The following is a 26,407-nucleotide window of genomic DNA, read 5'->3' as shown; positions in this document are numbered from 1 at the left end:
ACGCCTAGGGTCAAAACCGAAATCGCTGTGATGAAACGACTATAAACGCAGCGTCTGCAAGCAGCTTGATTGCGGGTGGCGCCGCAAGACATAGAAACCGGAGGACACGAAAGTGCCTACTATTCAGCAGCTGATCCGCAAGGGTCGCTCGCCGAAGGTCACTAAGACCAAGGCCCCCGCCCTCAAGGGCAACCCAATGCGTCGTGGCGTATGCACCCGTGTGTACACCACCACCCCGAAGAAGCCGAACTCCGCACTTCGTAAGGTCGCACGTGTGCGTCTTGCCGGTGGCGTCGAAGTGACTGCTTACATTCCGGGCGTTGGCCACAACCTGCAGGAACACTCCATCGTGCTGGTGCGCGGCGGTCGTGTGAAGGACTTGCCGGGTGTGCGCTACAAGATCGTACGTGGCGCTCTCGATACCCAGGGTGTCAAGAACCGCAAGCAGGCTCGCAGCCTCTACGGTGCCAAGAAGGAAGGTAAGTAATGCCTCGTAAGGGTCCCGCCCCACAGCGCCCCCTCGTCTCGGACCCGGTCCACGGTTCCCCGCTTGTTACCCAGCTGATCAACAAGGTTTTGGTCGACGGTAAGAAGTCAACTGCAGAGCGTATCGTTTACGGTGCACTCGCAGGTGTGGCAGCCAAGAACAGTGCCGACCCGGTTGTCACCCTGAAGAAGGCCATGGATAACATCCGTCCGGCCCTCGAAGTTCGCTCCCGCCGTGTTGGTGGCGCGACCTACCAGGTACCAGTTGAGGTCAAGCCCGGACGCTCCACCGCGCTGGCTCTGCGCTGGCTCGTTGGCTACTCGAAGGCTCGCCGCGAGAAGACGATGATCGAACGTCTCATGAACGAGATCCTCGACGCGTCCAATGGTCTTGGTGCCGCTGTCAAGCGTCGCGAAGACACTCACAAGATGGCAGAGTCCAACAAGGCCTTCGCCCACTACCGCTGGTAAAACGAGTTTTGTTCGGTTGGCGGGATTGGTCCATGACCGGTTCCGCCAACGCAACGGACATAACCAACAAAGGGAGACATCGTGGCACAGGACGTGCTTACCGACCTTAACAAGGTCCGCAATATCGGTATCATGGCTCACATTGATGCCGGTAAGACCACTACTACGGAACGCATCCTGTTCTACACGGGTGTGAACCACAAGCTCGGCGAAACGCACGACGGCGGCGCAACGACCGACTGGATGGAGCAGGAAAAGGAACGCGGCATCACGATCACGTCTGCCGCCGTGACCTGCTTCTGGAACGACAACCAGATCAACATCATTGACACCCCGGGCCACGTTGACTTCACCGTCGAGGTTGAGCGCTCGCTGCGCGTCCTTGACGGCGCGGTTGCAGTGTTTGACGGCAAGGAAGGCGTGGAGCCGCAGTCCGAGACTGTCTGGCGCCAGGCTGACAAGTACGAAGTTCCGCGTATCTGCTTCGTCAACAAGATGGACAAGCTGGGTGCTGATTTCTACTACACCGTAGAGACCATCGTCAAGCGTCTTGGTGCCAAGCCGCTGGTCATGCAGCTGCCGATCGGCGCCGAGTCTGAATTCATCGGTGTCGTTGACCTGATGACTATGAAGGCATTCGTCTGGGAAGGCGACTCCAAGGGTGATGTCACCATGGGTGCCGCCTACGAGACTCGCGAAGTCCCGGCAGACATGCTGGAACAGGCCCAGGAATACCGCGCCAAAATGGTCGAGGATGTCGCCGAGAGCTCTGACGAGCTCATGGAGAAGTTCCTCGAAGGCGAAGAGATCAGCATCGATGAGCTCAAGGACGGCATCCGCAAGATGGTCGTCAACTCACAGCTCTACCCGGTCTTCTGTGGTTCCGCATTCAAGAACCGCGGCGTCCAGCCGATGCTCGATGCTGTCATCGATTACCTTCCTTCGCCTCTGGATGTCCCGCCCATGATTGGGCACGACCCGAAGAACGAAGAGATCGAACTGATCCGCAAGCCTAGCGAAGACGAGCCGTTCTCGGCTTTGGCCTTCAAGATTGCGGCTCACCCCTTCTTTGGCCAGCTCAACTTCATCCGCGTCTACTCCGGCAAGGCAACTCCCGGTACGGCGCTGTTGAACTCGACCAAGCAGAAGAAGGAGCGCATCGGCAAGCTCTTCCAGATGCACGCCAACAAGGAGCAGCCGGTAGACGAGATCCACGCGGGTCACATCTACGCAGTGATCGGCCTCAAGGACACCACCACCGGTGACACCTTGTGCGATCCGGCCAACCCGATCGTGCTCGAGTCAATGTCGTTCCCCGCTCCCGTGATCTTCGTGGCGATCGAACCGAAGACCAAGGGTGACCAGGAGAAGCTCTCCACGGCCATCCAGAAGCTTTCGGCCGAGGACCCGACGTTCACCGTCTCCCTCAACGAAGACACCGGCCAGACCGAAATCGGCGGCATGGGCGAGCTTCACCTGGATATCCTGGTGGACCGCATGCGCCGCGAATTCCGCGTCGAAGCCAATGTCGGCAAGCCGCAGGTTGCATACCGTGAAACCATCAAGAAGGCCGTGGCGAAGGTTGACTTCACCCACAAGAAGCAGACCGGTGGTTCGGGACAGTTCGCAAAGGTCCAGGTCTCGTTCGAGCCCTTGGAAGTTGTCGATGGTGTCATCTACGATTTCAAGAACGCCGTTACCGGTGGACGTATTCCTCGCGAATACATCCCGTCGATCGACGCCGGAATCCAGGACGCCATGCAGTTCGGCATCCTTGCCGGCTACCAGATGGTCGGCGTGAAGGCTACCCTCATCGATGGTGCCTACCACGACGTCGACTCCTCGGAAATGGCGTTCAAGATCGCTGGTTCACAGGTGTTCAAGGAAGGCGCACGCCGCGCCAGCCCGATCATCCTCGAGCCGGTCATGGATGTCGAAGTCCGTACTCCCGAGGAGTACATGGGCGACGTCATCGGTGACTTGAACTCCCGCCGCGGATCCATCGGTTCGATGGAAGATGCTGCAGGCGTGAAGGTCATCCGTGCAACGGTGCCGCTGTCCGAGATGTTCGGTTACATTGGTGACCTGCGTTCGAAGACCCAGGGCCGTGCCGTGTACTCGATGACATTCTTCAGCTATGCAGAGGTCCCGAAGGCAGTTGCCGAAGAGATTATCCAGAAGGCCCGCGGAGAGTAATCTCCCGGACCAGGAATTGGCCGTGACCCCGTCCCTCGGGTGAGTGGCCGCACGGTGTGGCCGGAGCAGGGAAATCCACTGCGGCCACACCTGGCCAACTAACGGATCTTCACTTTGATCCCGCAGCTAACCGCAATTTAAACATTTCACAAGCCCCCAGTAGACTTGTACGAGTTTCGCCCGCGATCCGAGTGGGCGAGGTACGTCTTCTGTAAACGTTTCTAGGAGGAACCTGTGGCAAAGGCAAAGTTCGAGCGGACCAAGCCGCACGTCAACATCGGCACCATTGGTCACGTTGACCACGGTAAGACCACGTTGACGGCCGCCATTTCCAAGGTACTTGCTGACAAGTACCCGGATCTGAATGAGCAGCGCGATTTCGCGAATATCGACTCGGCGCCGGAAGAGCGCCAGCGCGGTATCACCATCAACATCTCGCACGTCGAGTACCAGACAGAGAAGCGCCACTACGCGCACGTTGATGCCCCGGGTCACGCTGACTACATCAAGAACATGATCACCGGTGCTGCCCAGATGGACGGCGCAATCCTCGTGGTTGCCGCTACCGACGGCCCGATGGCACAGACCCGCGAGCACGTTCTGCTGGCCCGCCAGGTTGGCGTTCCCTACCTGATGGTCGCGCTGAACAAGTCCGACATGGTCGATGACGAAGAGCTCTTGGACCTGGTGGAAATGGAAGTTCGCGAACTTCTGGATTCACAGGGCTTCGACGGCGAAGAGGCACCGGTTATCCGCGTTTCGGGCCTGAAGGCCCTGGAAGGCGACCCGGTTTGGGTCAAGTCCATCGAGGACTTGATGGATGCCGTTGACGAGCACGTCCCGAACCCGGTTCGCGACAAGGACAAGCCGTTCCTGATGCCCGTTGAAGACGTCTTCACCATCACCGGCCGTGGCACCGTTGTTACGGGCCGCGCCGAGCGTGGAACCCTGAAGATCAACTCGGAAATCGAAATCGTTGGCATCCGCCCGGTCCAGAAGACCACGGTTACCGGCATCGAGATGTTCCACAAGCAGCTCGACGAGGCATGGGCCGGCGAGAACTGTGGTCTGCTGCTTCGCGGCATCAAGCGCGAAGACGTAGAGCGTGGCCAGGTCATCGTGAAGCCGGGTTCCATCACCCCGCACACCGATTTCGAGGCCAACGTCTACATCCTGTCCAAGGATGAAGGCGGACGCCACAACCCGTTCTACTCGAACTACCGCCCGCAGTTCTACTTCCGCACCACGGACGTCACCGGCGTTATTACCTTGCCGGAAGGCACGGAAATGGTTATGCCTGGCGACAACACCGAAATGTCAGTCGTGCTGATCCAGCCGATCGCCATGGAAGACGGCCTCGGCTTCGCGATCCGCGAAGGCGGCCGCACCGTTGGTTCAGGTCGCGTTACCAAGATCGTCAAGTAGTCTTTTCTACCCAGAGATCTTGACCTAACGGTCCAAGGAAAAGCCCCCGTAGCATTGTTTCGACAGTGCAACGGGGGCTTTTCCCGTGTCTGCGTACATGTTTATCTAACGAATGGTCTGAGAGGGGTACGCTGGAGTCCGGCAACCTCCCGACGTGGGACGGCATGGCTAGGACCCAGGAGGAAGCGGGATACCCCTATGAGCGAGTCGAGCGTTACCTTGCTGGTCATAGTCATCTTTATTGCCGGGATATTCCTTGGTCGGTACGTGGCCAGCAGAAAGTCCCGTGAACCCGGCTCCGCCCGGAACCCTGAAGCGGACCGAACTGCTCTGGCCAAGGCCTGGCAGAGTGGATTTGCCGCGGGCACCCAGGAAGCGGCCCGGAACGCGGATGCCCTCCAAGTGGGGATTCCCGGTACCGTCCGTTTCGAATCAGCTCACCCCGAAGCAGGCGCGCGAGCGGTGAACCCGCCCCCGGAACCCATCGATAATTCCTCCGGATTCCAACCCGCGGCCTCCGGTGTTGCGCCGAGACAGCACCAAGACCGGTCTCCTGCCTGGATGGCTGCCGACGGATCGCCAACGCCGGTTCCACCGGCCCGCGCAGTACCCGTTGATCCGCGCGTGCGGGCCCTGCGCAACATCAACATCACCTTGTACGTCGCAGCCCTGCTGATGGTTGCCGCCTCCTCGTTGTTTATCGCCTTGGCACTGCCGGCAACGGCCAAAGTGGTGGGCCTGGGCATTGTCACTGCGGGGTTCTACATCATTGGACTGGTGATGCACGCGCGCAGCGAACGCCTGCGTCCGGCCGCCGCAGCCTTTGCCGCCACCGGACTGGCACTGATCCCGATGACGGGACTCGCCCACTACATACTGCTTTCGACCACCCCCGGGACCAGCTGGTTCGTCACCTCGCTGGTGGGTACGGCGGCGTTTATCTACGCGGCAGGAAAACTTCAATCCCGGATTGTTGCTTCCCTGGCAATCACTTTCCTTATCTCCACCGCCTATGCCGGCGGTGCCGTGTTGAACCGCGGCCTGGTCTACTACTTCCTCTTTTCCATGCTGTTGGCCACCGCAATCTCCCTTGTTGGATTCAAGAAGCCGCGCTGGGTCACGAACATCTACGTTCAGTCCTTTAGCGCTGCCCACCGCTACCTGGTGCCTGCCACCCTGGCCGCCTCCATCTTCTCCATCGCGGTGCTCGAGGCCAAGGACTATGCATGGCTCTTTGCCGCGGCGGCCACCTACTATGCAGTGGCCGTACTCAGTGCCCCCGCGGCCGAACGCTTCGTCCAACTCGCCGCCGCCCGTGTATCGGGGATGATCAGCATCGGCACCTTCCTCCATGTCGCGGAGGTTCCGCTGACGGACATCTTCCGAATCCTGGCGCTCATCTTGTTGCTGCAGCTGGTCGCGCTGGCACAATATGCCGCGGGCTACGGGAAGCGGCTGGGGCTCAAGGAAGGAATCGTGAAGACAGAAGCCTGGGTCCTGCTTGCAGCGGCCTCGCTGTCCACGGTCCTGGGGGCCGAAGGACTGCTGCACGATCCGTTCATGACCGGGGGCGGCAGCAAACTGGACCTGAACTGGTCGTTGGCGCTATTGCTGGTCGCCGGTATATTCTTGGCCGCCAAAGAAGCAGGGAATTTCCTTTGGGCCCCGTTGGGCATAGCGCTCCTGGGGTTGTTTGAACCCATGGGCGGCAACCTGGGGCGCCAGTCACTGGTGATGGCGGTCGCGGTCATTGCCACGTGGTTGCTTTCACGCACCTCAACCGGTGTGCCTGCATTGCTCTTGCGTTGGGCTGCACGCATCGGATCAGTGCTGGCGATCGGGGACATGTTCTCCTTCGCCGCGTCCGACTGGGTGCTAAAGGCACGCGGCGGTGGCGGGCCGACGCGAATGAGCAGTGCCGAGAGCCAACATTCGTTGGTGCTCGGCGGCGTCGTCGAGATCGCCACCCTCACGGGGGTCGTGCTGGCTGTGCTGGCTCAACTTGTCATTGCCGCCGTGGTGCTGCGAGGTCTCCAGGGGCCCGGGGCCGGAAGTGCCGAGGCCGGGTTGCGCCGGTTCAAGGAGCTCGGCGAGTCGTTGATCTTCGCTTGCGGTGTACTGTGCGCCGCGACACTCACATGGTTGTTGGGTTCCTCGTCCGCCGGGATGCGCGGCACCCTGGGCGATGTCGATGCCAGCTCTTCGGGTTGGAGCACCGTGCTATGGCTTGGGTACCAGTGGGACACGATCCTGCTGTGGATCCTCCTCCTGGTGGGCTTGGCCGGTGCAACGATGGTCCTTGGGTACCGGCGGGGGCAGGCACGTAGCTCAACGAAGGCAACTTCGCTCTCGTGGGACCTGCTTCCAATGGCGTTGGTCCACCTCGGAGGGCTGATGGCGCTCCTTGCTGCCCTCGGGCTGGCAGAGGGGAAGGATCCAGCGTGGATGGTGGAACTCGTCGCGGTTATCGGGCTGCTCCATGTGGGGATCCGGATCACGGCCGGCACCGAGGTGGCAACAAGGATCGGTTACACGATCCTGGCCCAGGTGCTTTTCTCCGGTACCGCCTGGCATGTTGCCGACCGGTTAGACATTGACGGCCACGGGCAGTTCGCGCTCTTTGCCTTCACCCTGGCTCTGCCCCAGGGGTTGCGTGTGCTCCTGGGCAGGAACGCGCCCACCCGGAAGCCCGCTGACCCGCGCACCGCACTCACGGTGCTGGTCCTTGTACTGCAACTTCTCATCCCGTTGTTCTATATGGGTGTCCACTCCGGTGGGTACGACCAGGGCTCACTGTTGGTCCAGTCCATGTGCCTCTTGGCACTTGGGGGCATCATCGCCAGGTTCCGCGGCCGACGTGAAGCACTGTTGGTTTACGCCTCGATTCCCGCGGCGATCGGCGCGCTCGGGCTTGTCCTGGTGCCGGCACTCGGAGGCGAGTTGCGTGTCGGGGGATGGCTGCCGAATCCGTTGTGGGACCAGGATGTCGCCGGCATCTTGGTGGTTTTGATGCTCATCGGCATCCTGGTTGCCGAGCAAAGGAACCTGCTGGGCCGCAGCTACCGTTGGGTCCGGGTGGCCCTCGGACCGCTGTACTGGGTAGCGCTGTTCGCGCTGCATGAGGGTTTCGAGCACGGATGGCAGCTTGTCGCAGGACTCCTTGGAGCTGCCGGCTTCTTGGTTTTCGCCGCAACGTGGGGCATTCCGTTGCTGTTGCTGGCCAGCGGGGCCTTCGTGTTCTTTTCCTCCCTCCAAGGTTTGGCCTTGCTCCACCAGATGGCCGGCCAGCGCGGCAGCGAGCCGCTGGACACGATGCTCGGACTTGGGGCGAGCTTCATTATCTTGCTGATCGCGGCCCTCTTCGGCGGCCGTTTCGGCACGGCGCCGACACCGTGGGCGCTGGTGCTCCAACGCAGCGAGGGATGGAGCACCGCACACGCCCGGGTCCTGTTTGGGTCGGCGTTGGCCAGTCTCGGGATCGGGGGGATCCTTGGCCAAGTCCACGACTTTGGTCCCCACGTGTACGCCGGGGGAGCGATGGTGCTGGTCGCCGCCTTAGCCGCCGCTGCACTGGAGGTGCCGCCATCGTGGAGGGAGCCGGGGTACGAGGTTGCTGCATTGGTTGGCGCCGCCGTCATTCAGCGTTGCTGGTGGGTCGGGGTGGGCGAAATGAGCGGGTTCGCCGTTCTCTACTATTGGGTCATTACGTTGGCCCTGCTGGCAAGCTACGAATTTTGGCGGATCCGCGAACGAAACGGGACAGCGGTTCTCTCGGTGTCGGCGGGCTTGCTCTCGGTGACCGGGGTGGGGACCATCATTTCCTCCAGCGTGGCCCAGCAGCTGGTCGTGTTGCTGTCCTTCACCGCGCTGCTGGTTTTCGGCCTGGTGACCAACCGCAAGATCTTCACCATCTGGGGTGCCGTCGGGGTGTCCGTTGCGGTGCTGTGGTTCCTGCGCGGATTCACCTTCCTGCTGCTCCTGCTGATTGCCGTGGCCCTGATCGTCCTGGCGCTGTGGCGTCTGGGCAAGATGAACAGCTCTTCCCAAAAACCGGGGGACTTCTCATCGGGCGGCGCGCCGGCCGATCACCTCAAGGTCCCGGCCAGCGGTGCGCCAGAGAGTGATCCCCGATGCGGGGCGATGGACCCAGGTGCCGCGCAAGAGCCCCGGAAGCCAAGCGGCCTGCCGTGGATGAAACAAGGTGGGCAGGATCCCGCCGACGGCCAGTCCTAGGTGTGGCCAAGCGGGAATCCCTGCCCTCGTATCGCTGGCCATGGCGGGGCCAGCGGTTAGGCTTAGGAGCATGAAGCTGTTGATAGTGATGCTGATAATCGTGCTGGTGATCGTTGTCGTGGCGAGGTTGCGCAAGCAATTCTCCCGGGAGATCCAACGCGCCAAGAACATCCGCAGGGCCAACCGCGAGGATTAGCCAGCGGCAAGCAGGGCCCGCAGGGCCCAGGTGAGCCTGCTCACGTGGATCGTTCCGCGGACGGTGATCGACTTGGCGCCGCCGTGGTGATGAGCCCCGAAAATCCGGCAACCAGCGCTTAGGCCTTAACCGATCCCCGTTTGGCCATGGCCCTTGGCGGGCCGTGGTTTCGCCTTGGCAAGACTGGGGATTTTGTGTTTGGGCCCAAAACCTGCCACACTAAATAAGTTGTTCGTGACCATTTCCATGCTTCATGTCTGCAGATCGGGAAACCGAGACCGGGACAAGTGGTTTTCAACCGAGATTGTGTCTCACCCGGGATAATGCCCGGGGCTGGGGAGCAATACAACCGAATTTTCGGAAACCACGAACATCACCCCATCGTTTTTATTCGGGTTAGTATCGCTTTCAAACGCGACACGCCCGAGCGCGGGGGTCGGGCTTCGGCGGATTGAGGAACCCGGATTCATCCGGATTCAGTTCGATGCGAGGCGTGCCGGTCCGAAAGGGCCCGTAGGGCACAGTAACTGTACAGAGAGTGCTAATTAGAAAGAGGCATGACGCCATGGCGGGACAAAAAATCCGCATCCGGCTGAAGTCGTATGACCACGAGGTCATTGACGTTTCTGCCCGGAAGATCGTAGAGACGGTCACGCGCGCAGGCGCAACCGTAGTCGGCCCAGTGCCGCTGCCAACGGAGAAGAACGTGTACTGCGTTATCCGTTCGCCTCACAAGTACAAAGACAGCCGTGAGCACTTTGAAATGCGCACGCACAAGCGTCTGATCGACATCGTCGATCCGACCCCGAAGGCCGTAGATTCGCTGATGCGTCTTGACCTGCCGGCGGACGTCAACATCGAAATCAAGCTCTAGGGGAGGTGGCGAGAAAACTATGACCGCAACCCGTAATGTCAAGGGACTGCTGGGCACGAAGCTCGGCATGACCCAGGTGTGGGACGAGAACAACAATCTCATCCCGGTCACCGTTGTACAGGCTGACAGCAATGTCGTCACTCAGCTGCGCAACGCCGAGCGCGATGGCTACACCGCGGTTCAGATCGGCTACGGCCAGATCGACCCGCGCAAGGTCACCAAGCCGCTCGCAGGCCACTTCGAGGCAGCAGGGGTCACCCCGCGCCGCCACGTCGTTGAGCTGCGCACTGCAGACGCCGATTCCTACGCCGCAGGCCAGGAACTCTCCGTCGAAATCTTCGCCGCAGGCCAGAAGGTCGACGTCGTTGGAACTTCCAAGGGTAAGGGCTTCGCCGGCGTCATGAAGCGCCACGGCTTCCACGGTGCTCCGGCATCGCACGGTGCTCACAAGAACCACCGTAAGCCCGGCTCCATCGGTGGCGCGTCCACCCCGGGCCGTGTATTCCGCGGCCAGAAGATGGCCGGCCGCATGGGCGCCGAGCGCGTCACCACGCAGAACCTCACGGTTCACGCTGTGGATGCCGAGAAGAACCTCCTGCTGATCAAGGGTGCCGTTCCAGGCGCCCGCGGCCGCGTCGTACTGGTGCGCACCGCTGTGAAGGGAGCATAACTAAATGTCTAAGGCACTTACCGTCGAGTTCCCTACGGAGATCTTCGACGTTCAGACCAACGTTCCGCTGCTGCACCAGGTCGTTGTGGCCCAGCTGGCAGCTGCTCGTCAGGGTACGCACAAGACCAAGAACCGCGCCGAGGTTTCCGGTGCGGGTCGCAAGCCGCATGCACAGAAGGGCACCGGCCGCGCCCGTCAGGGTTCAATCCGTGCTCCCCACATGACCGGTGGCGGCGTCGTGCACGGCCCGACCCCGCGCGATTACAGCCAGCGCACCCCCAAGAAGATGAAGGCTGCTGCATTGCGCGGCGCCCTGTCGGACCGCGCTCGCAACAACCGCATCCACGTCATCGAATCCCTGGTTGCCGGCACCACGCCGAACACCAAGGAAGCAATGGCCACCCTGCGCTCTTTGTCCGAGCGCAAGAACCTGCTCGTAGTCATCGACCGCGCCAACGACGTTGCAGCGCTTTCGTGCCGCAACCTGCCAGAAGTCCACGTCCTGTACGTCGACCAGCTCAACACCTACGATGTGCTGGTTGCCGACGACGTGGTCTTCACGAAGGCCGCATTCGATGCCCTGCTCCAGAAGGAGGAAGCCAAATGAGCACCCTCTCAAAGGCTCCGCACGATGTGGTCATCGCACCCGTTGTTTCGGAAAAGAGCTACGGTCTGATCGACGAAGGTAAGTACACCTTCCTGGTCGACCCGCGTTCAAACAAGACGGAAATCAAGAACGCCGTGGAAGCTATCTTCTCGGTCAAGGTTGACTCCGTAAATACCCTTAATCGTGCCGGCAAGCGCAAGCGCACCAAATTCGGATGGGGGACTCGCAAGGCTACCAAGCGTGCGATTGTCTCCCTGAAGGAAGGCTCGATTGACATCTTCGGCGGTCCGCTTTCTTAAGCGGAGACCACTTTAACGAGGAATTAAACTATGGGAATCCGTAAATACAAGCCGACTACCCCGGGCCTTCGCGGCTCGAGCGTAGCCGACTTCGCAGAAATCACCCGATCGACTCCGGAAAAGTCGTTGCTTCGCCCGCTCCACAAGACTGGCGGCCGCAACAACTCCGGTAAGATCACCACCCGTCACAAGGGCGGCGGACACAAGCGCCAGTACCGTCTGATCGACTTCCGTCGTCATGACAAGGACGGCGTGCCGGCGAAGGTTGCTCACATCGAGTACGACCCGAACCGCACCGCTCGCATTGCGCTTCTTCACTACGCTGATGGAACCAAGCGTTACATCATCGCACCGAACAAGCTCGTCCAGGGCGACACGATTGAAGCTGGCGCAGAAGCCGACATCAAGCCCGGCAACAACCTGCCATTGCGCAACATCCCGGTCGGTACCGTACTCCACGCTGTGGAATTGCGTCCCGGCGGCGGTGCCAAGATGGCTCGTTCAGCAGGTGCCTCGGTGCAGCTGGTGGCCCGTGAGGGTCGCTTCGCACAGCTCCGTTTGCCGTCCGGCGAAATCCGCAACGTCGACGTGCGCTGCCGCGCAACGATCGGCGAGGTCGGCAACGCCGAGCAGTCGAACATCAACTGGGGCAAGGCAGGGCGCATGCGCTGGAAGGGCGTTCGCCCGACCGTCCGTGGCGTTGTCATGAACCCGGTCGACCACCCGCACGGTGGTGGCGAAGGCAAGACCTCCGGTGGACGTCACCCGGTCAACCCCAACGGTAAGCGTGAGGGACGTACTCGTTCCAAGAACAAGGACAGCGACAAGATGATTGTCCGCCGTCGCCGCACCGGCAAGAACAAGCGATAGGAGCCTGGAAACATGCCACGCAGCCTGAAGAAAGGCCCCTTCGTCGATCAGCACCTTTTTGTTAAGGTCGCTGCTGAGAACGAAAAGGGCACCAAAAACGTCATCAAGACGTGGTCCCGCCGTTCGATGATCATCCCCGACATGCTCGGGCACACGATTGCCGTACACGATGGACGTAAGCACATCCCCGTGTTTGTCACCGAGTCGATGGTCGGGCACAAGCTCGGCGAATTTGCATCGACGCGGACGTTCCGCAGCCACGTGAAGGACGACAAGAAGGGCAAGCGCCGCTAACCCGCAAGGGTTAACGAGTGCTTAGCACTTCTTCGAGAGACGAGAGAAGGAAAGCAATGGAAGCCAAGGCAATTGCGCGCCATGTTCGCGTGACGCCTATGAAGGCCCGGCGCGTCGTCAACCTTGTTCGTGGCAAGCAGACGAACGAAGCACTGGCGATTCTGAAGTTTGCCCCACAGGCAGCTTCAGAGCCGGTGTTCAAGGTTGTTGCATCGGCCGTGGCTAACGCCCGCGCCGCCGCAGACCGCGAGGGTGTCGCGTTCAACGAAGACGAGCTGTTCATCAGCGAAGCGTTTGTTGACGATGGTCCGACCATGAAGCGGTTCCAGCCGCGAGCCCAGGGTCGGGCATACCAGATCAAGAAGCGCACGAGCCACGTCACCGTGGTCGTCGCAACCCCTAAGAAGGGTGGGGAAGAGTAAATGGGACAGAAGGTAAACCCGCACGGGTTCCGACTCGGTATCACTACCGACCATGTTTCGCACTGGTTCGCCGATAGCTCCAAGGTCGGCCAGCGTTACAAGGACTTCGTCAAAGAAGACATCCGTATCCGCGAACTGATGACTGTTGGCATGGAACGCGCCGGCATCGCACGCGTGGAGATCGAACGTACCCGTGACCGTGTTCGTGTGGATATCCACACCGCACGCCCGGGCATCGTCATCGGTCGCCGCGGCGCCGAAGCCGATCGCATCCGCACCGAGCTCGAAAAGCTCACCGCCAAGCAGGTTCAGCTGAACATCCTCGAGGTCAAGAACCCCGAGATTGAAGCTCAGCTTGTTGCACAGGGCATTGCCGAGCAGCTTGCTTCGCGTGTGGCTTTCCGCCGCGCGATGAAGAAGGCCATGCAGTCGGCAATGCGCGCAGGTGCCAAGGGCATCCGCGTTCAGTGCTCCGGTCGTCTGGGCGGGGCAGAAATGTCCCGCAAGGAGTTCTACCGCGAAGGCCGTGTGCCGCTGCACACCCTGCGTGCGAACATCGACTACGGCATGTTCGAAGCTAAGACCACCTTCGGCCGCATCGGCGTGAAGGTATGGATCTACAAGGGCGACGTGACCTCGAAGGAACTGGCAGCCCAGGCTGCAGCAGCTCCCGCTCGTGGTCGCGGCGATCGTCCCGGTGGACGTCCGGGTGGACGCCCCGAAGGTGGCGAACGTCGTCGTCGCCCCGAGCGCAGTGCAGCACCGGGAGCGGAAGCAGCTCCGGCTGCCGAGGCAGCTCCGGTTGCAGCCGCAGAAGGAGGAAAGGCTTAAATGCTTATTCCACGCCGCGTAAAGTACCGCAAGCAGCACCACCCCGGTCGGAGTGGTACGGCTTCGGGCGGTACAACGGTAGCCTTCGGTGAGTGGGGTATCCAGGCGCTTACACCGGCCTACGTTACCAACCGCCAGATCGAGGCCGCTCGTATCGCCATGACCCGCCACATCAAGCGTGGCGGCAAGGTCTGGATCAATATCTATCCGGACCGTCCGCTGACCAAGAAGCCTGCCGAAACCCGCATGGGTTCCGGTAAGGGTTCGCCGGAATGGTGGGTCGCAAACGTCAAGCCGGGACGGGTTCTCTTCGAACTCTCCGGTGTAACCGAAGAGGTAGCACGCGAGGCATTGCGCCTGGCAATCCACAAGCTGCCGTTGAAGGCACGCATTGTGCGTCGTGAGGGTGGTGAATAGGAATGGCAATTGGATCCAAGGATCTAGCAACCGAAGCACTGGACGGCTTTGATAACGCCCGTCTGGTCGAGGAGCTAAAGAAGGCCAAGGAGGAGCTTTTCAACCTCCGTTTCCAGTCGGCCACCGGTCAGCTCGAATCGCACGGCAACCTGAAGACTGTCAAGCGCGACATCGCACGTATCTACACGGTACTGCGCGAACGCGAACTGGGCATTCGTGCAGATGTCGTTGTACCAGTGGAAGAAGCCAAGAAGGCCAAGAAGTCTTCAAAAAAGGCTGAAGCCGCTGAAACGACAGAGGAAGCCAAGTAATGAGCGAGAAGGAGAACGTAGTGGCTGCACCAGCAGAACGCGGCGACCGCAAGACCCTCCGCGGGTACGTGGTTTCCGACAAGATGGAGAAGACCATCGTCGTTGACGTGGAGGACCGTGTTAAGCACGCCCTTTACGGCAAGGTCATGCGTCGGAACAAGAACGTCAAGGCTCACGACGAAGAGAACAGCGCCGGTATCGGCGACATGGTCCTCATCGCCGAGACGCGTCCCCTGTCTGCCGACAAGCGCTTCCGCCTCGTGGAAATCATCGAAAAGGCCAAGTAGCCCTTTCGCCCTGGTTTTCACTCTGACGTGAACCAAGCACAACACCCCGTACCGACTGGATAATCCAGCAGGTCCGGGGTGTTTTGCGTTTCCCTCGATTGCGCACCGGTAGTCATGGTGCACTAGTACCCGTGGGGCCGGTGAACCGGCCCGAAGCAAAGGGCCGGGGAGAGAAGATGGGCACGATGATCAGGGGAGAGCGGAGGACGGCACGCAAACCGAGACTCCGCCACCTTGTCCCCGTGATTGTGACCGGACTTGTCCTCATTGGCCTGCCGCGCCTGGGCCTTGGCCATTCAACGCTGCTGGCCGTGCTTCAGGCCCTGCTTCCTGTGATCTGCATCCCAGCACTTGTCCCGTGCCTGTACCTGGCCATCAGGCGCGCGTGGGTTTCAACCGTGGTGCTGGCGCTGTGCGTGGTGCTGGCCATGGCGCCCACATGCAACCCGGCTGCGGCCGGTTGCATTGCGGATGAAACGATCCCGGTGCTGTCGCTGAATGCGGGCCGCGGACTCGCTGGCCCCGCCGGCCTTGGCGCTGCAATCACGCAATCGGATGCCGAGGTGCTCGTGTTGGTCGAAGCCAGCGAACCGATGATCAGCGCGGTGGAAGAGGCCATGCCGCAGTGGAAGTTCACCAACAGGACGGGCCCGGTGGTGTCAGGGGGGAGCGGTTGACACCGTGATCCTCGCGGTGCATCCGCTGCACGGTGAAGAACCCGCAGCGCGGCAGTCCGCCGGGGCGCTGTTCGATGTCCCGGTGGCTGTCATCGATCACCCTCGGGCACCAGAAGATCTGCGTAGCCGGGATCCATCCGGTGCCCCCGACCCGTGACCCTGCCTCCTGGGCGGATACCCTAGAGACGGTACGGGCCTGGTCACAGGAAAAAACGGAGATGCCGTTGGTGCTCGCCGGGGACTTCAATGCCACCCGCGCGCAACCGGGTTTCCGCGCTCTGGCCACAGGTTTTGCACAGTCGGCTCCCTCGTGGGGGCCTATTGGAATCGGTTCGTGGCCTGCCAACACCAAGGTTCCGGCCTTTGCCGCCAACGACCACGTCTTGGCCCGGGGTCTTGCTGCTGGGCGATCCGTGCCTCTGGTGGTCGCAGGAACCGACCACCATGGGATAGTGGCTCGGTTGGCTTCATGTCGATGATCCGAACGGACCTCGGAGGGCACCGATCCACCGAGGGATATGTGATCAACCACGCCGCATTGGCCCCTACCACATGGTTTCGGGATGACGCATCCGTGCGGTAGACTTTTTATTCTGTGCGCGTTATGTATGGAGACTATCCACCTCCGAACCTAATGCACAGTGCAGCCGGAGGGTTTTTTACGGGCCCGCAAGGCAGTGCGGCATAGCTCTGGGCTAACGCCTCGGCCCTGCTTCCCCAGCATAAAACGTTCATCGCGCCTTGGCGCTGTGAATCGTGGTGTATGGAGGTGGGGGTAAGCGGAGGCCTGGATGGACCATATCTGTTCCGCAAGGCTCCCTAGGAGAACCAGCGAGACGACAGGAGTAAATAGTGATTCAGCAGGAATCGCGACTAAAGGTTGCTGACAACACCGGTGCTAAGGAAATCCTTACCATTCGTGTTCTCGGTGGCTCTGGCCGTCGCTACGCAGGTATTGGCGACGTTATCGTCGCCACCGTCAAGGATGCAATCCCTGGCGGAAACGTAAAGAAAGGTGACGTCGTCAAGGCTGTCATCGTTCGCACCAAGAAGGAACGTCGTCGCATTGACGGTTCCTACATCAAGTTCGACGAGAACGCGGCCGTCATCCTCAAGGCTGACGGCGAGCCACGCGGAACCCGTATTTTCGGTCCCGTGGGTCGCGAGCTTCGCGACAAGCGGTTCATGAAGATCGTTTCCTTGGCTCCGGAGGTGCTGTAAGCATGGGTGCAAAGATCAAAAAGGGTGACCTGGTTCAGGTCATCACCGGTTCGGACCGCAACAAGCAGGGCAAGGTGCTGAAGGTTTTCCCCGCAGCACAGCGCGTCATTGTTGAGGGCGTCAACCGCGTCACCAAGCACACCAAGGCCGGTCAGACCGAGCGTGGCACCACGACAGGTGGTATCGAGGTCGTTGAGGCCGCGATGCACATCTCGAATGTCGCAATCGTTTGCCCGGAAACAAAGAAGCCGACCCGCGTTGGCTTCCGCGAGGAAACAGTGGAGAAGAACGGCGTGTCCAAGACCGTCCGTGTTCGCTTCGCCAAGTCTTCCGGAAAGGCACTGTAATGACTGAAGCAGCTGTGAAGACCCAGCCACGCCTGAAGGCCAAGTACAAAGCCGAAATCCGCGAAGTTCTGACGAACGAGTTCAGCTACGCCAACCCGATGCAGGTTCCGGGTCTGGTCAAGGTTGTTGTGAACATGGGTGTTGGCGAAGCCGCCAAGGACTCCAAGCTCATTGAAGGTGCGGTCAAGGACCTCACCGCCATCACCGGCCAGAAGCCGTTGGTCACCAAGGCACGCAAGTCGATCGCACAGTTCAAGCTGCGCGAAGGCATGCCGATTGGTACCCACGCCACCCTGCGCGGGGATCGCATGTGGGAATTCGTGGATCGTCTGGTTTCGCTGGCACTGCCGCGTATCCGTGACTTCCGCGGCCTGAGCCCGAAGCAGTTCGACGGCAACGGCAACTACACCTTCGGTCTCACGGAACAGTCAATGTTCCACGAAATCGATGTTGATTCCGTTGACCGCGTTCGCGGCATGGACATCACCGTAGTGACCACCGCGAAGACCGACGACGAAGGCCGTGCCTTGCTCAAGGCCCTGGGCTTCCCGTTCAAGACCGCCAACTAGATCACTTACGTTGCAGGTCCGCGCTTGCGCGGAAACCGTAGCGAGGAAGGGCAGAAGCCCACATGACAATGACAGATCCTGTCGCAGATATGCTGACTCGTCTGCGCAACGCCAACTCGGCTTACCACGACACGGTTTCCATGCCGTCGAGCAAGCTGAAGGTGCGCGTTGCACAGATCCTCAAGGAACAGGGCTACATTGCCTCGTTCGTTGAGGAAGCAGCCGAGGTTGGCAAGAAGCTGACCGTCACCCTGAAGTTCGGCCCGAGCCGCGAGCGTTCAATCGCTGGCGTCCGCCGTATTTCAAAGCCGGGCCTGCGTGTATACGCAAAGTCCACTAACTTGCCGCACGTCCTTGGGGGCCTCGGCATCGCAATCCTGTCCACGTCCTCCGGTCTGCTCACCGACCGCCAGGCAGCCAAGAAGGGTGTAGGTGGGGAAGTCCTCGCCTACGTCTGGTAACGGGAAAGGGAGAAAAACACCATGTCACGTATTGGACGTCTTCCGATCACTGTTCCTGCCGGCGTCGAGCTCAAGATTGAGGGAAACCTCGTTTCCGTCAAGGGCTCCAAAGGCGAACTGAACCACACCGTAGCCAACCCGATCACCGCTGTTCTCGAAGAGAACATCGTGACCGTGGCCCGCCCGAACGACGAGCGCGATTCGCGTTCGCTGCACGGACTGACCCGGACGCTGATCGAGAACATGATCATCGGTGTCACCACCGGCTACGAAAAGAAGCTCGAAATCCACGGTACCGGTTACCGCGTCGCAGCAAAGGGCCAGAGCCTCGAGTTCACCCTTGGCTTCTCGCACCCGGTTGTTATCCAGGCTCCCGAGGGCATTGCCTTCGTGGTCGAGGGAAACAACAAGATCACCGTTTCGGGTATCAACAAGCAGCAGGTTGGCGAAGTATCCGCCAACATCCGCAAGCTCCGCAAGGCCGACCCGTACAAGGGCAAGGGCATCCGGTACGCTGGCGAAATCATCCGCCGCAAGGTCGGAAAGGCTGGTAAGTAACCATGGCTCTGGGAATCAAGGGTAAGAGTAAGGCAGCCGCACGCGGCCGCCGCCACCTGCGTGTCCGTAAGCGCGTTGTTGGCTCCGAGGCGCGTCCGCGCCTGGTGGTCAATCGTTCGGCCCGACACATCTTCGTACAGGTCGTAGACGACAGCAAGGGCATCACCGTTGCTTACGCGTCCACGATGGAAGCTGACTTGCGCACATTCGAAGGTGACAAGTCCGCCAAGGCCAAGCGCGTTGGCGAGCTCGTCGCCGAGCGCGCCAAGGCCGCCGGCATCGAATCCGTGGTCTTTGACCGCGGTGGCAACAAGTACCACGGTCGCGTGGCTGCTGTTGCCGACGGTGCACGTGAAGGTGGGCTGGCACTGTGAGCGAAGCAACCAACAAGAAGGAAACTCAGGTGTCTGAAGCTACTGTTGCAGCCGAGACCGCTGCTGCTCCCGCTACCGAGAACGCCGGCGCCAAGCGCGGCGAAGCTCGTGGTGGCGAAAAAAGCGGACGCGGCGGCGAAGGCCGTGGACGTGGCGAAGGTCGTGGCCGTGGCCGCGATTCGAAGGATAGCCGCAACGACGACAAGGACAAGTTCCTTGAGCGCGTTGTAGCCATCAACCGCGTATCCAAGGTCGTCAAGGGTGGTCGTCGCTTCAGCTTCACCGCACTTGTCGTCGTGGGTGACGGCAACGGACTCGTTGGCGTCGGCTACGGCAAGGCCAAGGAAGTTCCGGCGGCAATCGCCAAGGGCGTTGAAGAAGCCAAGAAGTCCTTCTTCCGCGTTCCCCGCGTCGGAACCACCATCCCGCACCTGGTGCAGGGTGAAGACGCAGCCGGTGTTGTCTTGTTGCGTCCCGCAGCTCCGGGTACCGGCGTTATCGCCGGTGGTCCGGTCCGCGCCGTACTCGAATGCGCCGGCATCCACGATGTTCTGTCGAAGTCCATGGGCTCGAGCAACCAGATCAACATCGTTCGCGGCACCGTTGCAGCACTGAAGGCTCTTGAAGAGCCGGCAGCTGTCGCAGCACGCCGTGGCCTGCCGTTGGACGAAGTTGTTTCAGCCCAGATGCTGCACAACATCCAGAACCAGAAGGCAGGTGCGTAATAGTGGCAAAGAACATTGTCCCTAGCGACGCGAAACTGGCAATCACCCAGACAAGGTCCACCATTGGTGGCAAGCAGAACCAGCGCGATACCCTTCGCTCACTCGGCCTGAAGCGCATCGGACACACCGTGTTCCGTACCGCCGATCCGGTGACCGTAGGCATGATCAACACGGTTCCGCACCTCGTCAAGGTCGAGGAGGCGAAGTAATCATGGCTGAAAAAGAAAACGCACTGAAGGTACACCACCTTCGTCCGGCCGCAGGTGCCAAGACCGTCAAGACCCGCGTGGGTCGTGGCGAGGGATCCAAGGGCAAGACCGCAGGTCGCGGTATGAAGGGCACCAAGGCGCGCTACCAGGTCAAGGCCGGCTTCGCCGGTGGCCAGTTGCCGCTGCACATGCGCCTTCCGAAGCTCCGCGGCTTCAAGAACCCGTTCCGCGTCGAGTACCAGGTTGTCAACCTGGACACGATCTCGGAACTGTTCCCCGAAGGTGGCGAAGTCACCGTTGAGGCGCTGATCGCGAAGGGCGCTGTTCGCAAGAACGAGCTCGTCAAGGTCCTTGGCTCGGGGGAACTGACCGTGAAGGTCGAGGTGAAGGTCAACGCCTTCTCTTCCTCCGCAGCACAGAAGATCGCCGCAGCCGGCGGCTCTGCAGTAGAGCTCTAAGCTACGTGGTCTCTTGATCACACAGTGAGAGAGGGGTGGGCCTGGAATTCGCTTAGCGAATACCGGGGTCCGCCCCTTTTTCTTTCTTGCCGCTATACGCCCGGTTCGGTCCCGTTGACGTTCTTGGACGTCATAAGCGGGCCCCGGAGGGGCATCATCGGGCTGAAAATATCGAGCAGCCCGGGATTGATCACAGCCTTAGCCGTGGCGCATTTGGTGTCTCACGCGTAACGCCGGATAGAATCGATAGGTCAACCCCCCGGGTACCCCCGGCCACCACCAATCAGGAGGACGCTTGTTCAGCGCCATTGCCCGGGTATTCCGGACGCCTGACCTGCGACGCAAGTTGTTGTTCACGCTCGCCATCATCGCGATCTACCGCTTGGGTGTATATATCCCTGCGCCCGGTGTGGACTACTCAAACGTCCAGCAGTGCCTTGCCGCGGGTGACACCACCGGCGGGCTTTACCAGTTCGTCAACCTGTTCAGTGGCGGAGCGCTGCTGCAGGTCTCCATCTTTGCCATGGGCATCATGCCCTACATCACCGCATCGATCATCGTCCAGCTCTTGCGCGTGGTCATTCCGCGCTTCGAGGAGCTGCACAAGGAAGGCCAGTCCGGACAGGCCATCCTCACCCAGTACACGCGTTACCTCACGATCGCGCTGGGCCTGCTGCAAGCAACAACGCTTGTCTCCCTGGCCCGAAGCGGGAACCTCTTCCCCTCCTGCCAGCTTCCGATCGTCCCGGATGAGAGCCTCTTTGTCATCATCTTGATGATCATGACCCTGACGGCCGGCACCGGCCTGATCATGTGGATGGGCGAGCTCGCCACCGAGCGCGGCGTCGGCAACGGCATGTCCCTGCTGATCTTCGTCTCCATCGCCTCGGGCTTCCCCGCTGCCATGGGCGCCATCGCCACCTCGCAGGGCTGGGGAGTCTTCGTTGGCGTGATCATCATCGGCCTTGCGGTCATTGCCCTGGTCGTGTTCGTCGAGCAGTCCCAGCGCCGGATCCCGGTGCAGTATGCCAAGCGGATGATCGGCCGGCGCACCGTCGGCGGAACCTCCACCTACATCCCGATCAAGGTCAACATGGCCGGGGTCATCCCGGTGATCTTCGCTTCCTCGATGCTGGCGCTGCCACAGATGCTGGTCTCGTTCAACACCCGTGCCGACGGCACGTTGCCGGGCTGGGCGCTGTGGGTGCAGACCTACTTCTCCAGCTCCTCGCCTCTGTACATGATCGGCTACGGCCTGTTGGTCATCGGTTTCACCTACTTCTACGTCGCAATTACGTTCAACCCGACCGAGGTTGCCGACAACATGAAGCAGTACGGCGGGTTCATCCCGGGCATCCGTGCCGGCAAGCCCACGGCCGAGTACCTCGAGTACATCCTCAGCCGCATCACTCTCCCCGGTGCCTTTTACCTGGCATTCGTGGCATTGATCCCGTTGATAGCCTTTGTGCTGATCAATGCGGACCAGAGTTTCCCGTTTGGCGGTACCTCGATCCTCATCATGGTTGGTGTGGGTCTTGAGACCGTCAAGCAAATCAACGCGCAAATGCAGCAGCGACACTACGAAGGACTTCTGCGATGACAAGACTGTTGATCATTGGACCTCCCGGCGCCGGCAAGGGCACCCAGGCGGACCGTATTTCCCACCGCCTCAATGTTGTGGCGATCTCCACCGGAGACATCTTCCGCGCCAACGTCAAGGGCGGAACCCCGCTTGGTGTCGAGGCGAAGAAGTACATTGACGCCGGGAACTTCGTTCCGGATGAGGTGACCAACCAGATGGTGCGCGACCGCCTGGCCATGCAGGACGTGGCAGAGGGATTCCTGCTCGATGGCTACCCGCGCACCAGCGCACAGGTCGATGAGCTCGATTCGATCCTCAAGGATGGCGCAACTCAGCTCGATGTGGTGCTGCAGCTGACCGCCGACGACGACGAACTGGTGACCCGCTTGCTCAAGCGCGCCCAGATCGAAGGCCGCGCCGATGACACCGAAGAGGTCATCCGCCACCGCCTTGGCCTCTACCACGAGGAAACGGCCGTAGTGGTCAACCGTTACCAGGAGCGCGGCATTGTGCGCCAGGTAGACGGGATTGGCGAGATCGACGAGGTCACCAACCGCGTCATGGACGCATTGGGACAGAGCAGCTAAATCACGCACGCACACAAAACCGCGGGGATCGGCACACCAGTGCCGTCGTCCCCGCGGTTTTTGCGATAATGAGGTGCATGAACGTCTTTGGAAAGGGACACACACCATGGCTTTCGGCCAACGTAAAATCGAGTACAAGACCAACGGGCAGATCCTGAAGATGCGTGAAGCCGGGTTGGTGCTGGCCGAGGCATTGGACGAGGCTTCGGCCGCCGCACAAATCGGTGCGACCACCGCGCACCTGGATGCGGTCTTCGGAGCCGTCCTTCAACGCCATGGGGCAACGAGCAACTTCAAGGGCTACCACGGCTTCCCGGCGAACATCTGCGCCTCGGTCAACGACGAAGTCGTCCACGGGTTCCCGAGCGAGTACGCGCTCAAGGACGGGGACGTGCTGAAGATCGATGGTGGCGCCATCATCGATGGCTGGCACTCGGACTCTGCACGCACTATCATCGTCGGCACCGCCGACCCCGATGACCAGCGCCTCTCGGATGTCACCCAGGAAGCGATGTGGCGGGGAATCGCCGCGTTGGCCGAGGCCCGTTACGTGGGCCAGGTCGGCGACGCCATCGATGACTTCGTCTCCGGTGTCCCCGGGGAAGCCTTGGGCATCCTGGAGGACTACGTGGGCCACGGGATCGGCTCGGAGATGCACCAGGCCCCGGATGTGCTCAACTACCGTACGGGGCACCGCGGTGCCCGCATCAAGCCGGGGATGTGCCTGGCCATCGAGCCCATGTTGGTGCGTGGGGATCTGGAAACCAAGGTGTTGGCCGATGACTGGACCGTGGTGACCGTTGACGGGCAACGTGCCTCGCAATGGGAACACAGCGTTGCCATTCACCTCGGCGGAATCTGGGTGCTCAGCGCCCATGACGGGGGAGTGGCGGGACTGGCGCCCTTCGGCGTGGTGCCTTCCCCCATCACGTCCTAGCCACTTGGCGTGCTCCGTCAGCCCGGGATGCACGGGTCGACTGTGGGCAAGGTAACAAAATATGAAGACCCCGATGATTTCCCTTATGGCCATCGGGCGCGTAGGCTTGACTGTTGGTTGTCTGTTCCTTGGTGCCCAAAAGCTCACGCTTGGGGTAACGGGGCGTTCGATGGCCAAGACCATTAATCTGTTGGCGGTAAATACTGCCAGCAACAAAAGTTAGCGGAGGATATGGCCAAGAAAGAGGGTGTCATCGAGGTAGAAGGCGCTGTGTCAGAGGCACTGCCCAATGCGATGTTCCGTGTTGAGCTGCCCAACGGACACGTTGTCCTTGCAACTATCTCGGGAAAGATGCGTCAGCACTACATTCGAATCCTCCCTGAGGATCGCGTAGTGGTGGAACTCAGCCCGTACGACCTCAACCGCGGCCGTATCGTGTACCGCTACAAGTAAAGATTTTTGTTCCTCCTTCCCTTGGGAAGGACGACAAAGGTAGTTACGCTCCACTGAAACCGCAACCGCAAAAGGAGTAAGCCTTGAAGGTTAACCCTAGCGTGAAGCCGATCTGCGATAAGTGCAAGGTGATCCGCCGTAACGGTCGGGTCATGGTGATCTGCGAAAATCCACGCCATAAACAGCGTCAGGGCTAAATTTCCTTCACGGGAAATCCTTACGCGTAGTAACTGATATCGGCAGCACAGCATCCATCGCGTGATGCATACCCGCGGCACGGAGGCCGTGGACCGGGAACACCCGGGATTGTGCTGCTTAAGACCTCCGCATATCGAAAGGTAGACAGCATATGGCTCGTCTAGCTGGCGTAGACATCCCGCGCGAAAAGCGCGTGATCATTGCGCTCACCTATATCTACGGCGTGGGCAAAACCCGTGCAGAACAGACCATCACCGAGACTGGGATCAACCCGGAAACTCGCGTGAAGGATCTGACCGACGCTGAGCTGGTTCAGCTGCGTGACTTCATTGAAGGCTTCAAGGTCGAGGGTGACCTCCGCCGTGAAGTGGCAGCTGACATTCGCCGCAAGGTGGAAATCGGCTCCTACGAAGGCATTCGCCACCGCAAGGGCCTGCCGGTCCGCGGACAGCGCACCAAGACGAACGCCCGTACCCGCAAGGGCCCGAAGCGCACCGTCGCCGGTAAGAAGAAGACCCGCTAAAACTAGCGGTCGTCACTAAGCCAATTTTCTCGTAGGAGTAAGAATGCCACCAAAGACTCGTGGAGCGGTACGCAAGCCGCGTCGCAAGGACAAAAAGAATATCCCGCTTGGACAGGCGCACATCAAGAGCACCTTCAACAACACCATCGTTTCCATCACGGATCCGAACGGTGCTGTCATCTCGTGGGCCTCTGCCGGCGAGGTAGGGTTCAAGGGCTCGCGCAAGTCCACTCCGTACGCCGCACAGATGGCCGCCGAGGCCGCTGCTAAGCGTGCCCAGGAACACGGAGTTCGCAAGGTTGACGTCTTCGTCAAGGGGCCGGGCTCGGGACGCGAAACCGCGATCCGTTCACTGCAGGCCACCGGCCTTGAGGTTGGGTCCATCTCGGACGTTTCCCCAAGCGCACACAACGGTTGCCGCCCGCCAAAGCGTCGCCGCGTCTAACCAATGACTGTCCAGCGTTGATGCCGCCGCGTCTTCTTCCCGCAAGGAAGAAGACGCGGCGGCATGAATGCCATGGCATGCCAGCCCGAATAAGACGAACGCCGACGAGGCATACGTCGTTTCCACCCCCTGTGTTGCGTCATATAGCGGACGCTCGCTGAAAGGAAATGTAAGTGCTCATTGCACAGCGCCCTACCCTGACCGAAGAAGTCGTAGCGGAGAACCGCTCCCGTTTCATTATTGAACCGTTGGAGCCTGGCTTCGGCTACACCCTGGGCAACTCGATACGCCGTACCCTGCTTTCCTCCATTCCTGGTGCAGCTGTCACCAGTGTGCGGATCGACGGGGTATTGCACGAGTTCACCACCGTAGCCGGTGTGAAGGAAGATGTCACCGAGCTGATTCTGAACATCAAGAGCCTCTCGGTATCCTCCGAACATGACGAGCCGGTCGTCGCCTACCTGCGCAAGCAGGGTCCTGGCGTCGTCACCGCAGCCGACATCACCCCGCCAGCCGGCGTGGAGTTCCACAACCCGGATTTGCACATCGCGACTTTGAACGCGAAGGGCAAGTTCGACATGGAGCTGACCATCGAACGTGGCCGCGGCTATGTTTCTGCAGCGCAGAACAAGAACGTGGACCAAGAGATCGGTCGCATCCCCGTGGATTCGATCTACTCGCCGGTGCTGAAGGTGACCTTCCGCGTGGAGGCCACCCGTGTTGAACAGCGCACCGACTTTGACAAGCTCATTGTCGATGTCGAAACCAAGGACTCAATGCTCCCGCGCGATGCCGTTGCATCCGCTGGTACCACCTTGGTTGAACTGTTCGGCCTGGCTCGCGAGTTGAACACGGCCGCTGAAGGCATCGAGATCGGCCCGTCCCCGACGGACGCCGCCCTCGCCGCCGATATGGCATTGCCGATCGAGGACCTCGAATTGACGGTTCGCTCATACAACTGCCTCAAGCGTGAGGGCATCCACTCCGTGGGTGAACTCGTTTCACGTTCCGAGGCTGACCTGATGGACATCCGCAACTTTGGTGCGAAGTCCATCGACGAGGTCAAGGCGAAGTTGATCGATTTGGGTCTGGCCCTGAAGGATTCCCCTCCAGGCTTTGATCTCGCAGCACGTGCCGCAGCCATTGGCGACGATGACGTTTACGGTGAGGAAGAAGTCTAAGACTTCTTGGCCC

37 protein-coding genes are annotated in these 26,407 nt (G+C 60.7%); all 37 read left to right on the top strand.

The annotated features are described in order from the left end of the window. The first annotated feature begins 112 nt into the window (after positions 1-112). The 37 genes from rpsL (at position 113) to ABEA12_RS11665 (ending at position 26,394) form a co-directional block, all read left to right on the top strand. On the top strand, positions 113-487 hold the full coding sequence (gene rpsL, locus ABEA12_RS11840) for a 30S ribosomal protein S12 (protein ID WP_210100117.1): 375 nt from the start codon (positions 113-115) through the stop codon (positions 485-487). Further along, positions 487-957, top strand: coding sequence for a 30S ribosomal protein S7 (gene rpsG, locus ABEA12_RS11835; protein WP_210100118.1), 471 nt, complete (start codon positions 487-489; stop codon positions 955-957). Before rpsL ends, rpsG begins: the two co-directional genes overlap by 1 nt. An 81-nt stretch (positions 958-1,038) precedes the next feature. After that, positions 1,039-3,153 carry an elongation factor G gene (gene fusA / locus ABEA12_RS11830; RefSeq protein WP_210100119.1) on the top strand — a complete coding sequence of 705 codons (2,115 nt, stop codon included), beginning with the start codon at positions 1,039-1,041 and terminating at the stop codon, positions 3,151-3,153. A 234-nt stretch (positions 3,154-3,387) separates the two neighbouring features. Beyond that, positions 3,388-4,578, top strand: coding sequence for an elongation factor Tu (gene tuf / locus ABEA12_RS11825; protein ID WP_210100120.1), 1,191 nt, complete (start codon positions 3,388-3,390; stop codon positions 4,576-4,578). 198 nt (positions 4,579-4,776) lie between these two features. Further along, entirely contained in the window at positions 4,777-8,811 is a 4,035-nt protein-coding gene (locus tag ABEA12_RS11820) for a hypothetical protein (protein ID WP_210100121.1), read from the top strand. 70 nt (positions 8,812-8,881) lie between these two features. Then, positions 8,882-9,007: a hypothetical protein gene (locus ABEA12_RS11815; RefSeq protein WP_345468310.1), complete on the top strand. Its 126-nt coding sequence runs from the start codon at positions 8,882-8,884 to the stop codon at positions 9,005-9,007. Positions 9,008-9,572: 565 nt separating this feature from the next. Further along, positions 9,573-9,881, top strand: a complete 309-nt coding sequence (gene rpsJ / locus ABEA12_RS11810; RefSeq protein ID WP_013349689.1) for a 30S ribosomal protein S10 — start codon at positions 9,573-9,575, stop codon at positions 9,879-9,881. A gap of 19 nt (positions 9,882-9,900) precedes the next feature. Beyond that, the gene (gene rplC, locus ABEA12_RS11805) at positions 9,901-10,551 is read left to right on the top strand and encodes a 50S ribosomal protein L3 (protein ID WP_210100122.1); all 651 of its coding nucleotides are present in this window, start codon (positions 9,901-9,903) and stop codon (positions 10,549-10,551) included. 4 nt (positions 10,552-10,555) lie between these two features. Next, positions 10,556-11,158 carry a 50S ribosomal protein L4 gene (gene rplD / locus ABEA12_RS11800; RefSeq protein WP_210100123.1) on the top strand — a complete coding sequence of 201 codons (603 nt, stop codon included), beginning with the start codon at positions 10,556-10,558 and terminating at the stop codon, positions 11,156-11,158. Continuing rightward, positions 11,155-11,457, top strand: a complete 303-nt coding sequence (rplW, locus tag ABEA12_RS11795; RefSeq protein WP_210100124.1) for a 50S ribosomal protein L23 — start codon at positions 11,155-11,157, stop codon at positions 11,455-11,457. The genes rplD and rplW overlap by 4 nt, the downstream gene beginning before the upstream one ends. A 30-nt stretch (positions 11,458-11,487) precedes the next feature. After that, positions 11,488-12,327 carry a 50S ribosomal protein L2 gene (gene rplB, locus ABEA12_RS11790; RefSeq protein WP_210100125.1) on the top strand — a complete coding sequence of 280 codons (840 nt, stop codon included), beginning with the start codon at positions 11,488-11,490 and terminating at the stop codon, positions 12,325-12,327. A 12-nt stretch (positions 12,328-12,339) separates the two neighbouring features. After that, positions 12,340-12,621 (top strand): 30S ribosomal protein S19, encoded by a 282-nt coding sequence (gene rpsS / locus ABEA12_RS11785; protein WP_210100126.1) that lies wholly within the window; start codon positions 12,340-12,342, stop codon positions 12,619-12,621. Between the two features lie 56 nt (positions 12,622-12,677). Continuing rightward, on the top strand, positions 12,678-13,043 hold the full coding sequence (rplV, locus tag ABEA12_RS11780) for a 50S ribosomal protein L22 (RefSeq protein WP_210100127.1): 366 nt from the start codon (positions 12,678-12,680) through the stop codon (positions 13,041-13,043). After that, positions 13,044-13,874 (top strand): 30S ribosomal protein S3, encoded by an 831-nt coding sequence (rpsC, locus tag ABEA12_RS11775; RefSeq protein WP_210100128.1) that lies wholly within the window; start codon positions 13,044-13,046, stop codon positions 13,872-13,874. Then, the gene (rplP, locus tag ABEA12_RS11770) at positions 13,875-14,291 is read left to right on the top strand and encodes a 50S ribosomal protein L16 (protein ID WP_210100129.1); all 417 of its coding nucleotides are present in this window, start codon (positions 13,875-13,877) and stop codon (positions 14,289-14,291) included. It begins immediately after the preceding gene. Between the two features lie 2 nt (positions 14,292-14,293). Further along, positions 14,294-14,602 (top strand): 50S ribosomal protein L29, encoded by a 309-nt coding sequence (gene rpmC, locus ABEA12_RS11765; RefSeq protein ID WP_210100130.1) that lies wholly within the window; start codon positions 14,294-14,296, stop codon positions 14,600-14,602. Then, entirely contained in the window at positions 14,602-14,889 is a 288-nt protein-coding gene (gene rpsQ / locus ABEA12_RS11760) for a 30S ribosomal protein S17 (protein ID WP_210100131.1), read from the top strand. The genes rpmC and rpsQ overlap by 1 nt, the downstream gene beginning before the upstream one ends. Positions 14,890-15,065: 176 nt before the next feature. Continuing rightward, positions 15,066-15,566, top strand: a complete 501-nt coding sequence (locus tag ABEA12_RS11755; protein WP_210100132.1) for a hypothetical protein — start codon at positions 15,066-15,068, stop codon at positions 15,564-15,566. A 74-nt stretch (positions 15,567-15,640) separates the two neighbouring features. Beyond that, positions 15,641-16,045, top strand: a complete 405-nt coding sequence (locus ABEA12_RS18705) for an endonuclease/exonuclease/phosphatase family protein (protein WP_425571777.1) — start codon at positions 15,641-15,643, stop codon at positions 16,043-16,045. Positions 16,046-16,418: 373 nt separating this feature from the next. Then, a complete protein-coding gene (gene rplN, locus ABEA12_RS11750; protein ID WP_210100133.1) occupies positions 16,419-16,787 on the top strand; it encodes a 50S ribosomal protein L14 in 369 nt (122 codons plus the stop codon). 2 nt (positions 16,788-16,789) lie between these two features. Next, positions 16,790-17,134: a 50S ribosomal protein L24 gene (rplX, locus tag ABEA12_RS11745; protein WP_210100134.1), complete on the top strand. Its 345-nt coding sequence runs from the start codon at positions 16,790-16,792 to the stop codon at positions 17,132-17,134. Beyond that, positions 17,134-17,703, top strand: coding sequence for a 50S ribosomal protein L5 (gene rplE / locus ABEA12_RS11740; protein ID WP_210100135.1), 570 nt, complete (start codon positions 17,134-17,136; stop codon positions 17,701-17,703). The genes rplX and rplE overlap by 1 nt, the downstream gene beginning before the upstream one ends. A gap of 62 nt (positions 17,704-17,765) precedes the next feature. Then, on the top strand, positions 17,766-18,164 hold the full coding sequence (rpsH, locus tag ABEA12_RS11735) for a 30S ribosomal protein S8 (protein WP_210100136.1): 399 nt from the start codon (positions 17,766-17,768) through the stop codon (positions 18,162-18,164). A gap of 21 nt (positions 18,165-18,185) precedes the next feature. Then, the gene (rplF, locus tag ABEA12_RS11730; protein WP_210100137.1) at positions 18,186-18,722 is read left to right on the top strand and encodes a 50S ribosomal protein L6; all 537 of its coding nucleotides are present in this window, start codon (positions 18,186-18,188) and stop codon (positions 18,720-18,722) included. A gap of 2 nt (positions 18,723-18,724) precedes the next feature. After that, positions 18,725-19,096, top strand: a complete 372-nt coding sequence (gene rplR, locus ABEA12_RS11725) for a 50S ribosomal protein L18 (RefSeq protein ID WP_210100138.1) — start codon at positions 18,725-18,727, stop codon at positions 19,094-19,096. A 29-nt stretch (positions 19,097-19,125) separates the two neighbouring features. Beyond that, positions 19,126-19,821 (top strand): 30S ribosomal protein S5, encoded by a 696-nt coding sequence (gene rpsE, locus ABEA12_RS11720; protein ID WP_210100139.1) that lies wholly within the window; start codon positions 19,126-19,128, stop codon positions 19,819-19,821. Between the two features lie 2 nt (positions 19,822-19,823). Then, a complete protein-coding gene (gene rpmD / locus ABEA12_RS11715; RefSeq protein WP_210100140.1) occupies positions 19,824-20,030 on the top strand; it encodes a 50S ribosomal protein L30 in 207 nt (68 codons plus the stop codon). Positions 20,031-20,032: 2 nt separating this feature from the next. Then, positions 20,033-20,488: a 50S ribosomal protein L15 gene (gene rplO / locus ABEA12_RS11710; protein WP_210100141.1), complete on the top strand. Its 456-nt coding sequence runs from the start codon at positions 20,033-20,035 to the stop codon at positions 20,486-20,488. Between the two features lie 295 nt (positions 20,489-20,783). Further along, positions 20,784-22,088, top strand: a complete 1,305-nt coding sequence (secY, locus tag ABEA12_RS11705) for a preprotein translocase subunit SecY (RefSeq protein ID WP_210100142.1) — start codon at positions 20,784-20,786, stop codon at positions 22,086-22,088. After that, the gene (locus tag ABEA12_RS11700) at positions 22,085-22,657 is read left to right on the top strand and encodes an adenylate kinase (RefSeq protein WP_210100143.1); all 573 of its coding nucleotides are present in this window, start codon (positions 22,085-22,087) and stop codon (positions 22,655-22,657) included. Before secY ends, ABEA12_RS11700 begins: the two co-directional genes overlap by 4 nt. A 106-nt stretch (positions 22,658-22,763) precedes the next feature. Further along, on the top strand, positions 22,764-23,594 hold the full coding sequence (gene map, locus ABEA12_RS11695) for a type I methionyl aminopeptidase (protein WP_210100144.1): 831 nt from the start codon (positions 22,764-22,766) through the stop codon (positions 23,592-23,594). 61 nt (positions 23,595-23,655) lie between these two features. Further along, entirely contained in the window at positions 23,656-23,817 is a 162-nt protein-coding gene (locus tag ABEA12_RS11690; protein WP_210100145.1) for a hypothetical protein, read from the top strand. Positions 23,818-23,825: 8 nt separating this feature from the next. After that, on the top strand, positions 23,826-24,047 hold the full coding sequence (gene infA, locus ABEA12_RS11685) for a translation initiation factor IF-1 (protein ID WP_007271050.1): 222 nt from the start codon (positions 23,826-23,828) through the stop codon (positions 24,045-24,047). 83 nt (positions 24,048-24,130) lie between these two features. Further along, positions 24,131-24,244: a 50S ribosomal protein L36 gene (gene rpmJ / locus ABEA12_RS11680; RefSeq protein ID WP_071894985.1), complete on the top strand. Its 114-nt coding sequence runs from the start codon at positions 24,131-24,133 to the stop codon at positions 24,242-24,244. Positions 24,245-24,396: 152 nt separating this feature from the next. Next, positions 24,397-24,768: a 30S ribosomal protein S13 gene (gene rpsM / locus ABEA12_RS11675; protein WP_210100146.1), complete on the top strand. Its 372-nt coding sequence runs from the start codon at positions 24,397-24,399 to the stop codon at positions 24,766-24,768. Positions 24,769-24,811: 43 nt separating this feature from the next. Beyond that, positions 24,812-25,213 carry a 30S ribosomal protein S11 gene (gene rpsK, locus ABEA12_RS11670; protein WP_210100147.1) on the top strand — a complete coding sequence of 134 codons (402 nt, stop codon included), beginning with the start codon at positions 24,812-24,814 and terminating at the stop codon, positions 25,211-25,213. Between the two features lie 173 nt (positions 25,214-25,386). Then, positions 25,387-26,394 (top strand): DNA-directed RNA polymerase subunit alpha, encoded by a 1,008-nt coding sequence (locus ABEA12_RS11665; protein WP_210100148.1) that lies wholly within the window; start codon positions 25,387-25,389, stop codon positions 26,392-26,394. The last annotated feature ends 13 nt before the right edge of the window (positions 26,395-26,407 follow it).

This window comes from Paeniglutamicibacter antarcticus (assembly GCF_039544305.1).
Lineage (GTDB): Bacteria > Actinomycetota > Actinomycetes > Actinomycetales > Micrococcaceae > Paeniglutamicibacter > Paeniglutamicibacter antarcticus_C.
Note: the sequence above shows the minus strand (reverse complement) of the source record. Positions and strands in the feature narration are given on the sequence as shown.

Bases quoted from the DNA above. Each gene is read 5' to 3' on its own strand.
- rpsG (WP_210100118.1), top strand. From the start codon at position 487: ATGCCTCGTAAGGGTCCCGCCCCACAGCGCCCCCTCGTCTCGGACCCG.
- ABEA12_RS11820 (WP_210100121.1), top strand. From the start codon at position 4,777: ATGAGCGAGTCGAGCGTTACCTTGCTGGTCATAGTCATCTTTATTGCC.
- ABEA12_RS11815 (WP_345468310.1), top strand. From the start codon at position 8,882: ATGAAGCTGTTGATAGTGATGCTGATAATCGTGCTGGTGATCGTTGTC.
- rpsJ (WP_013349689.1), top strand. From the start codon at position 9,573: ATGGCGGGACAAAAAATCCGCATCCGGCTGAAGTCGTATGACCACGAG.
- rplC (WP_210100122.1), top strand. From the start codon at position 9,901: ATGACCGCAACCCGTAATGTCAAGGGACTGCTGGGCACGAAGCTCGGC.
- rplD (WP_210100123.1), top strand. From the start codon at position 10,556: ATGTCTAAGGCACTTACCGTCGAGTTCCCTACGGAGATCTTCGACGTT.
- rplW (WP_210100124.1), top strand. From the start codon at position 11,155: ATGAGCACCCTCTCAAAGGCTCCGCACGATGTGGTCATCGCACCCGTT.
- rplB (WP_210100125.1), top strand. From the start codon at position 11,488: ATGGGAATCCGTAAATACAAGCCGACTACCCCGGGCCTTCGCGGCTCG.
- rpsS (WP_210100126.1), top strand. From the start codon at position 12,340: ATGCCACGCAGCCTGAAGAAAGGCCCCTTCGTCGATCAGCACCTTTTT.
- rplV (WP_210100127.1), top strand. From the start codon at position 12,678: ATGGAAGCCAAGGCAATTGCGCGCCATGTTCGCGTGACGCCTATGAAG.
- rpsC (WP_210100128.1), top strand. From the start codon at position 13,044: ATGGGACAGAAGGTAAACCCGCACGGGTTCCGACTCGGTATCACTACC.
- rplP (WP_210100129.1), top strand. From the start codon at position 13,875: ATGCTTATTCCACGCCGCGTAAAGTACCGCAAGCAGCACCACCCCGGT.
- rpmC (WP_210100130.1), top strand. From the start codon at position 14,294: ATGGCAATTGGATCCAAGGATCTAGCAACCGAAGCACTGGACGGCTTT.
- rpsQ (WP_210100131.1), top strand. From the start codon at position 14,602: ATGAGCGAGAAGGAGAACGTAGTGGCTGCACCAGCAGAACGCGGCGAC.
- ABEA12_RS11755 (WP_210100132.1), top strand. From the start codon at position 15,066: ATGGGCACGATGATCAGGGGAGAGCGGAGGACGGCACGCAAACCGAGA.
- ABEA12_RS18705 (WP_425571777.1), top strand. From the start codon at position 15,641: ATGTCCCGGTGGCTGTCATCGATCACCCTCGGGCACCAGAAGATCTGC.
- rplX (WP_210100134.1), top strand. From the start codon at position 16,790: ATGGGTGCAAAGATCAAAAAGGGTGACCTGGTTCAGGTCATCACCGGT.
- rplE (WP_210100135.1), top strand. From the start codon at position 17,134: ATGACTGAAGCAGCTGTGAAGACCCAGCCACGCCTGAAGGCCAAGTAC.
- rpsH (WP_210100136.1), top strand. From the start codon at position 17,766: ATGACAATGACAGATCCTGTCGCAGATATGCTGACTCGTCTGCGCAAC.
- rplF (WP_210100137.1), top strand. From the start codon at position 18,186: ATGTCACGTATTGGACGTCTTCCGATCACTGTTCCTGCCGGCGTCGAG.
- rplR (WP_210100138.1), top strand. From the start codon at position 18,725: ATGGCTCTGGGAATCAAGGGTAAGAGTAAGGCAGCCGCACGCGGCCGC.
- rplO (WP_210100141.1), top strand. From the start codon at position 20,033: ATGGCTGAAAAAGAAAACGCACTGAAGGTACACCACCTTCGTCCGGCC.
- ABEA12_RS11700 (WP_210100143.1), top strand. From the start codon at position 22,085: ATGACAAGACTGTTGATCATTGGACCTCCCGGCGCCGGCAAGGGCACC.
- map (WP_210100144.1), top strand. From the start codon at position 22,764: ATGGCTTTCGGCCAACGTAAAATCGAGTACAAGACCAACGGGCAGATC.
- ABEA12_RS11690 (WP_210100145.1), top strand. From the start codon at position 23,656: ATGAAGACCCCGATGATTTCCCTTATGGCCATCGGGCGCGTAGGCTTG.
- infA (WP_007271050.1), top strand. From the start codon at position 23,826: ATGGCCAAGAAAGAGGGTGTCATCGAGGTAGAAGGCGCTGTGTCAGAG.
- rpsM (WP_210100146.1), top strand. From the start codon at position 24,397: ATGGCTCGTCTAGCTGGCGTAGACATCCCGCGCGAAAAGCGCGTGATC.
- rpsK (WP_210100147.1), top strand. From the start codon at position 24,812: ATGCCACCAAAGACTCGTGGAGCGGTACGCAAGCCGCGTCGCAAGGAC.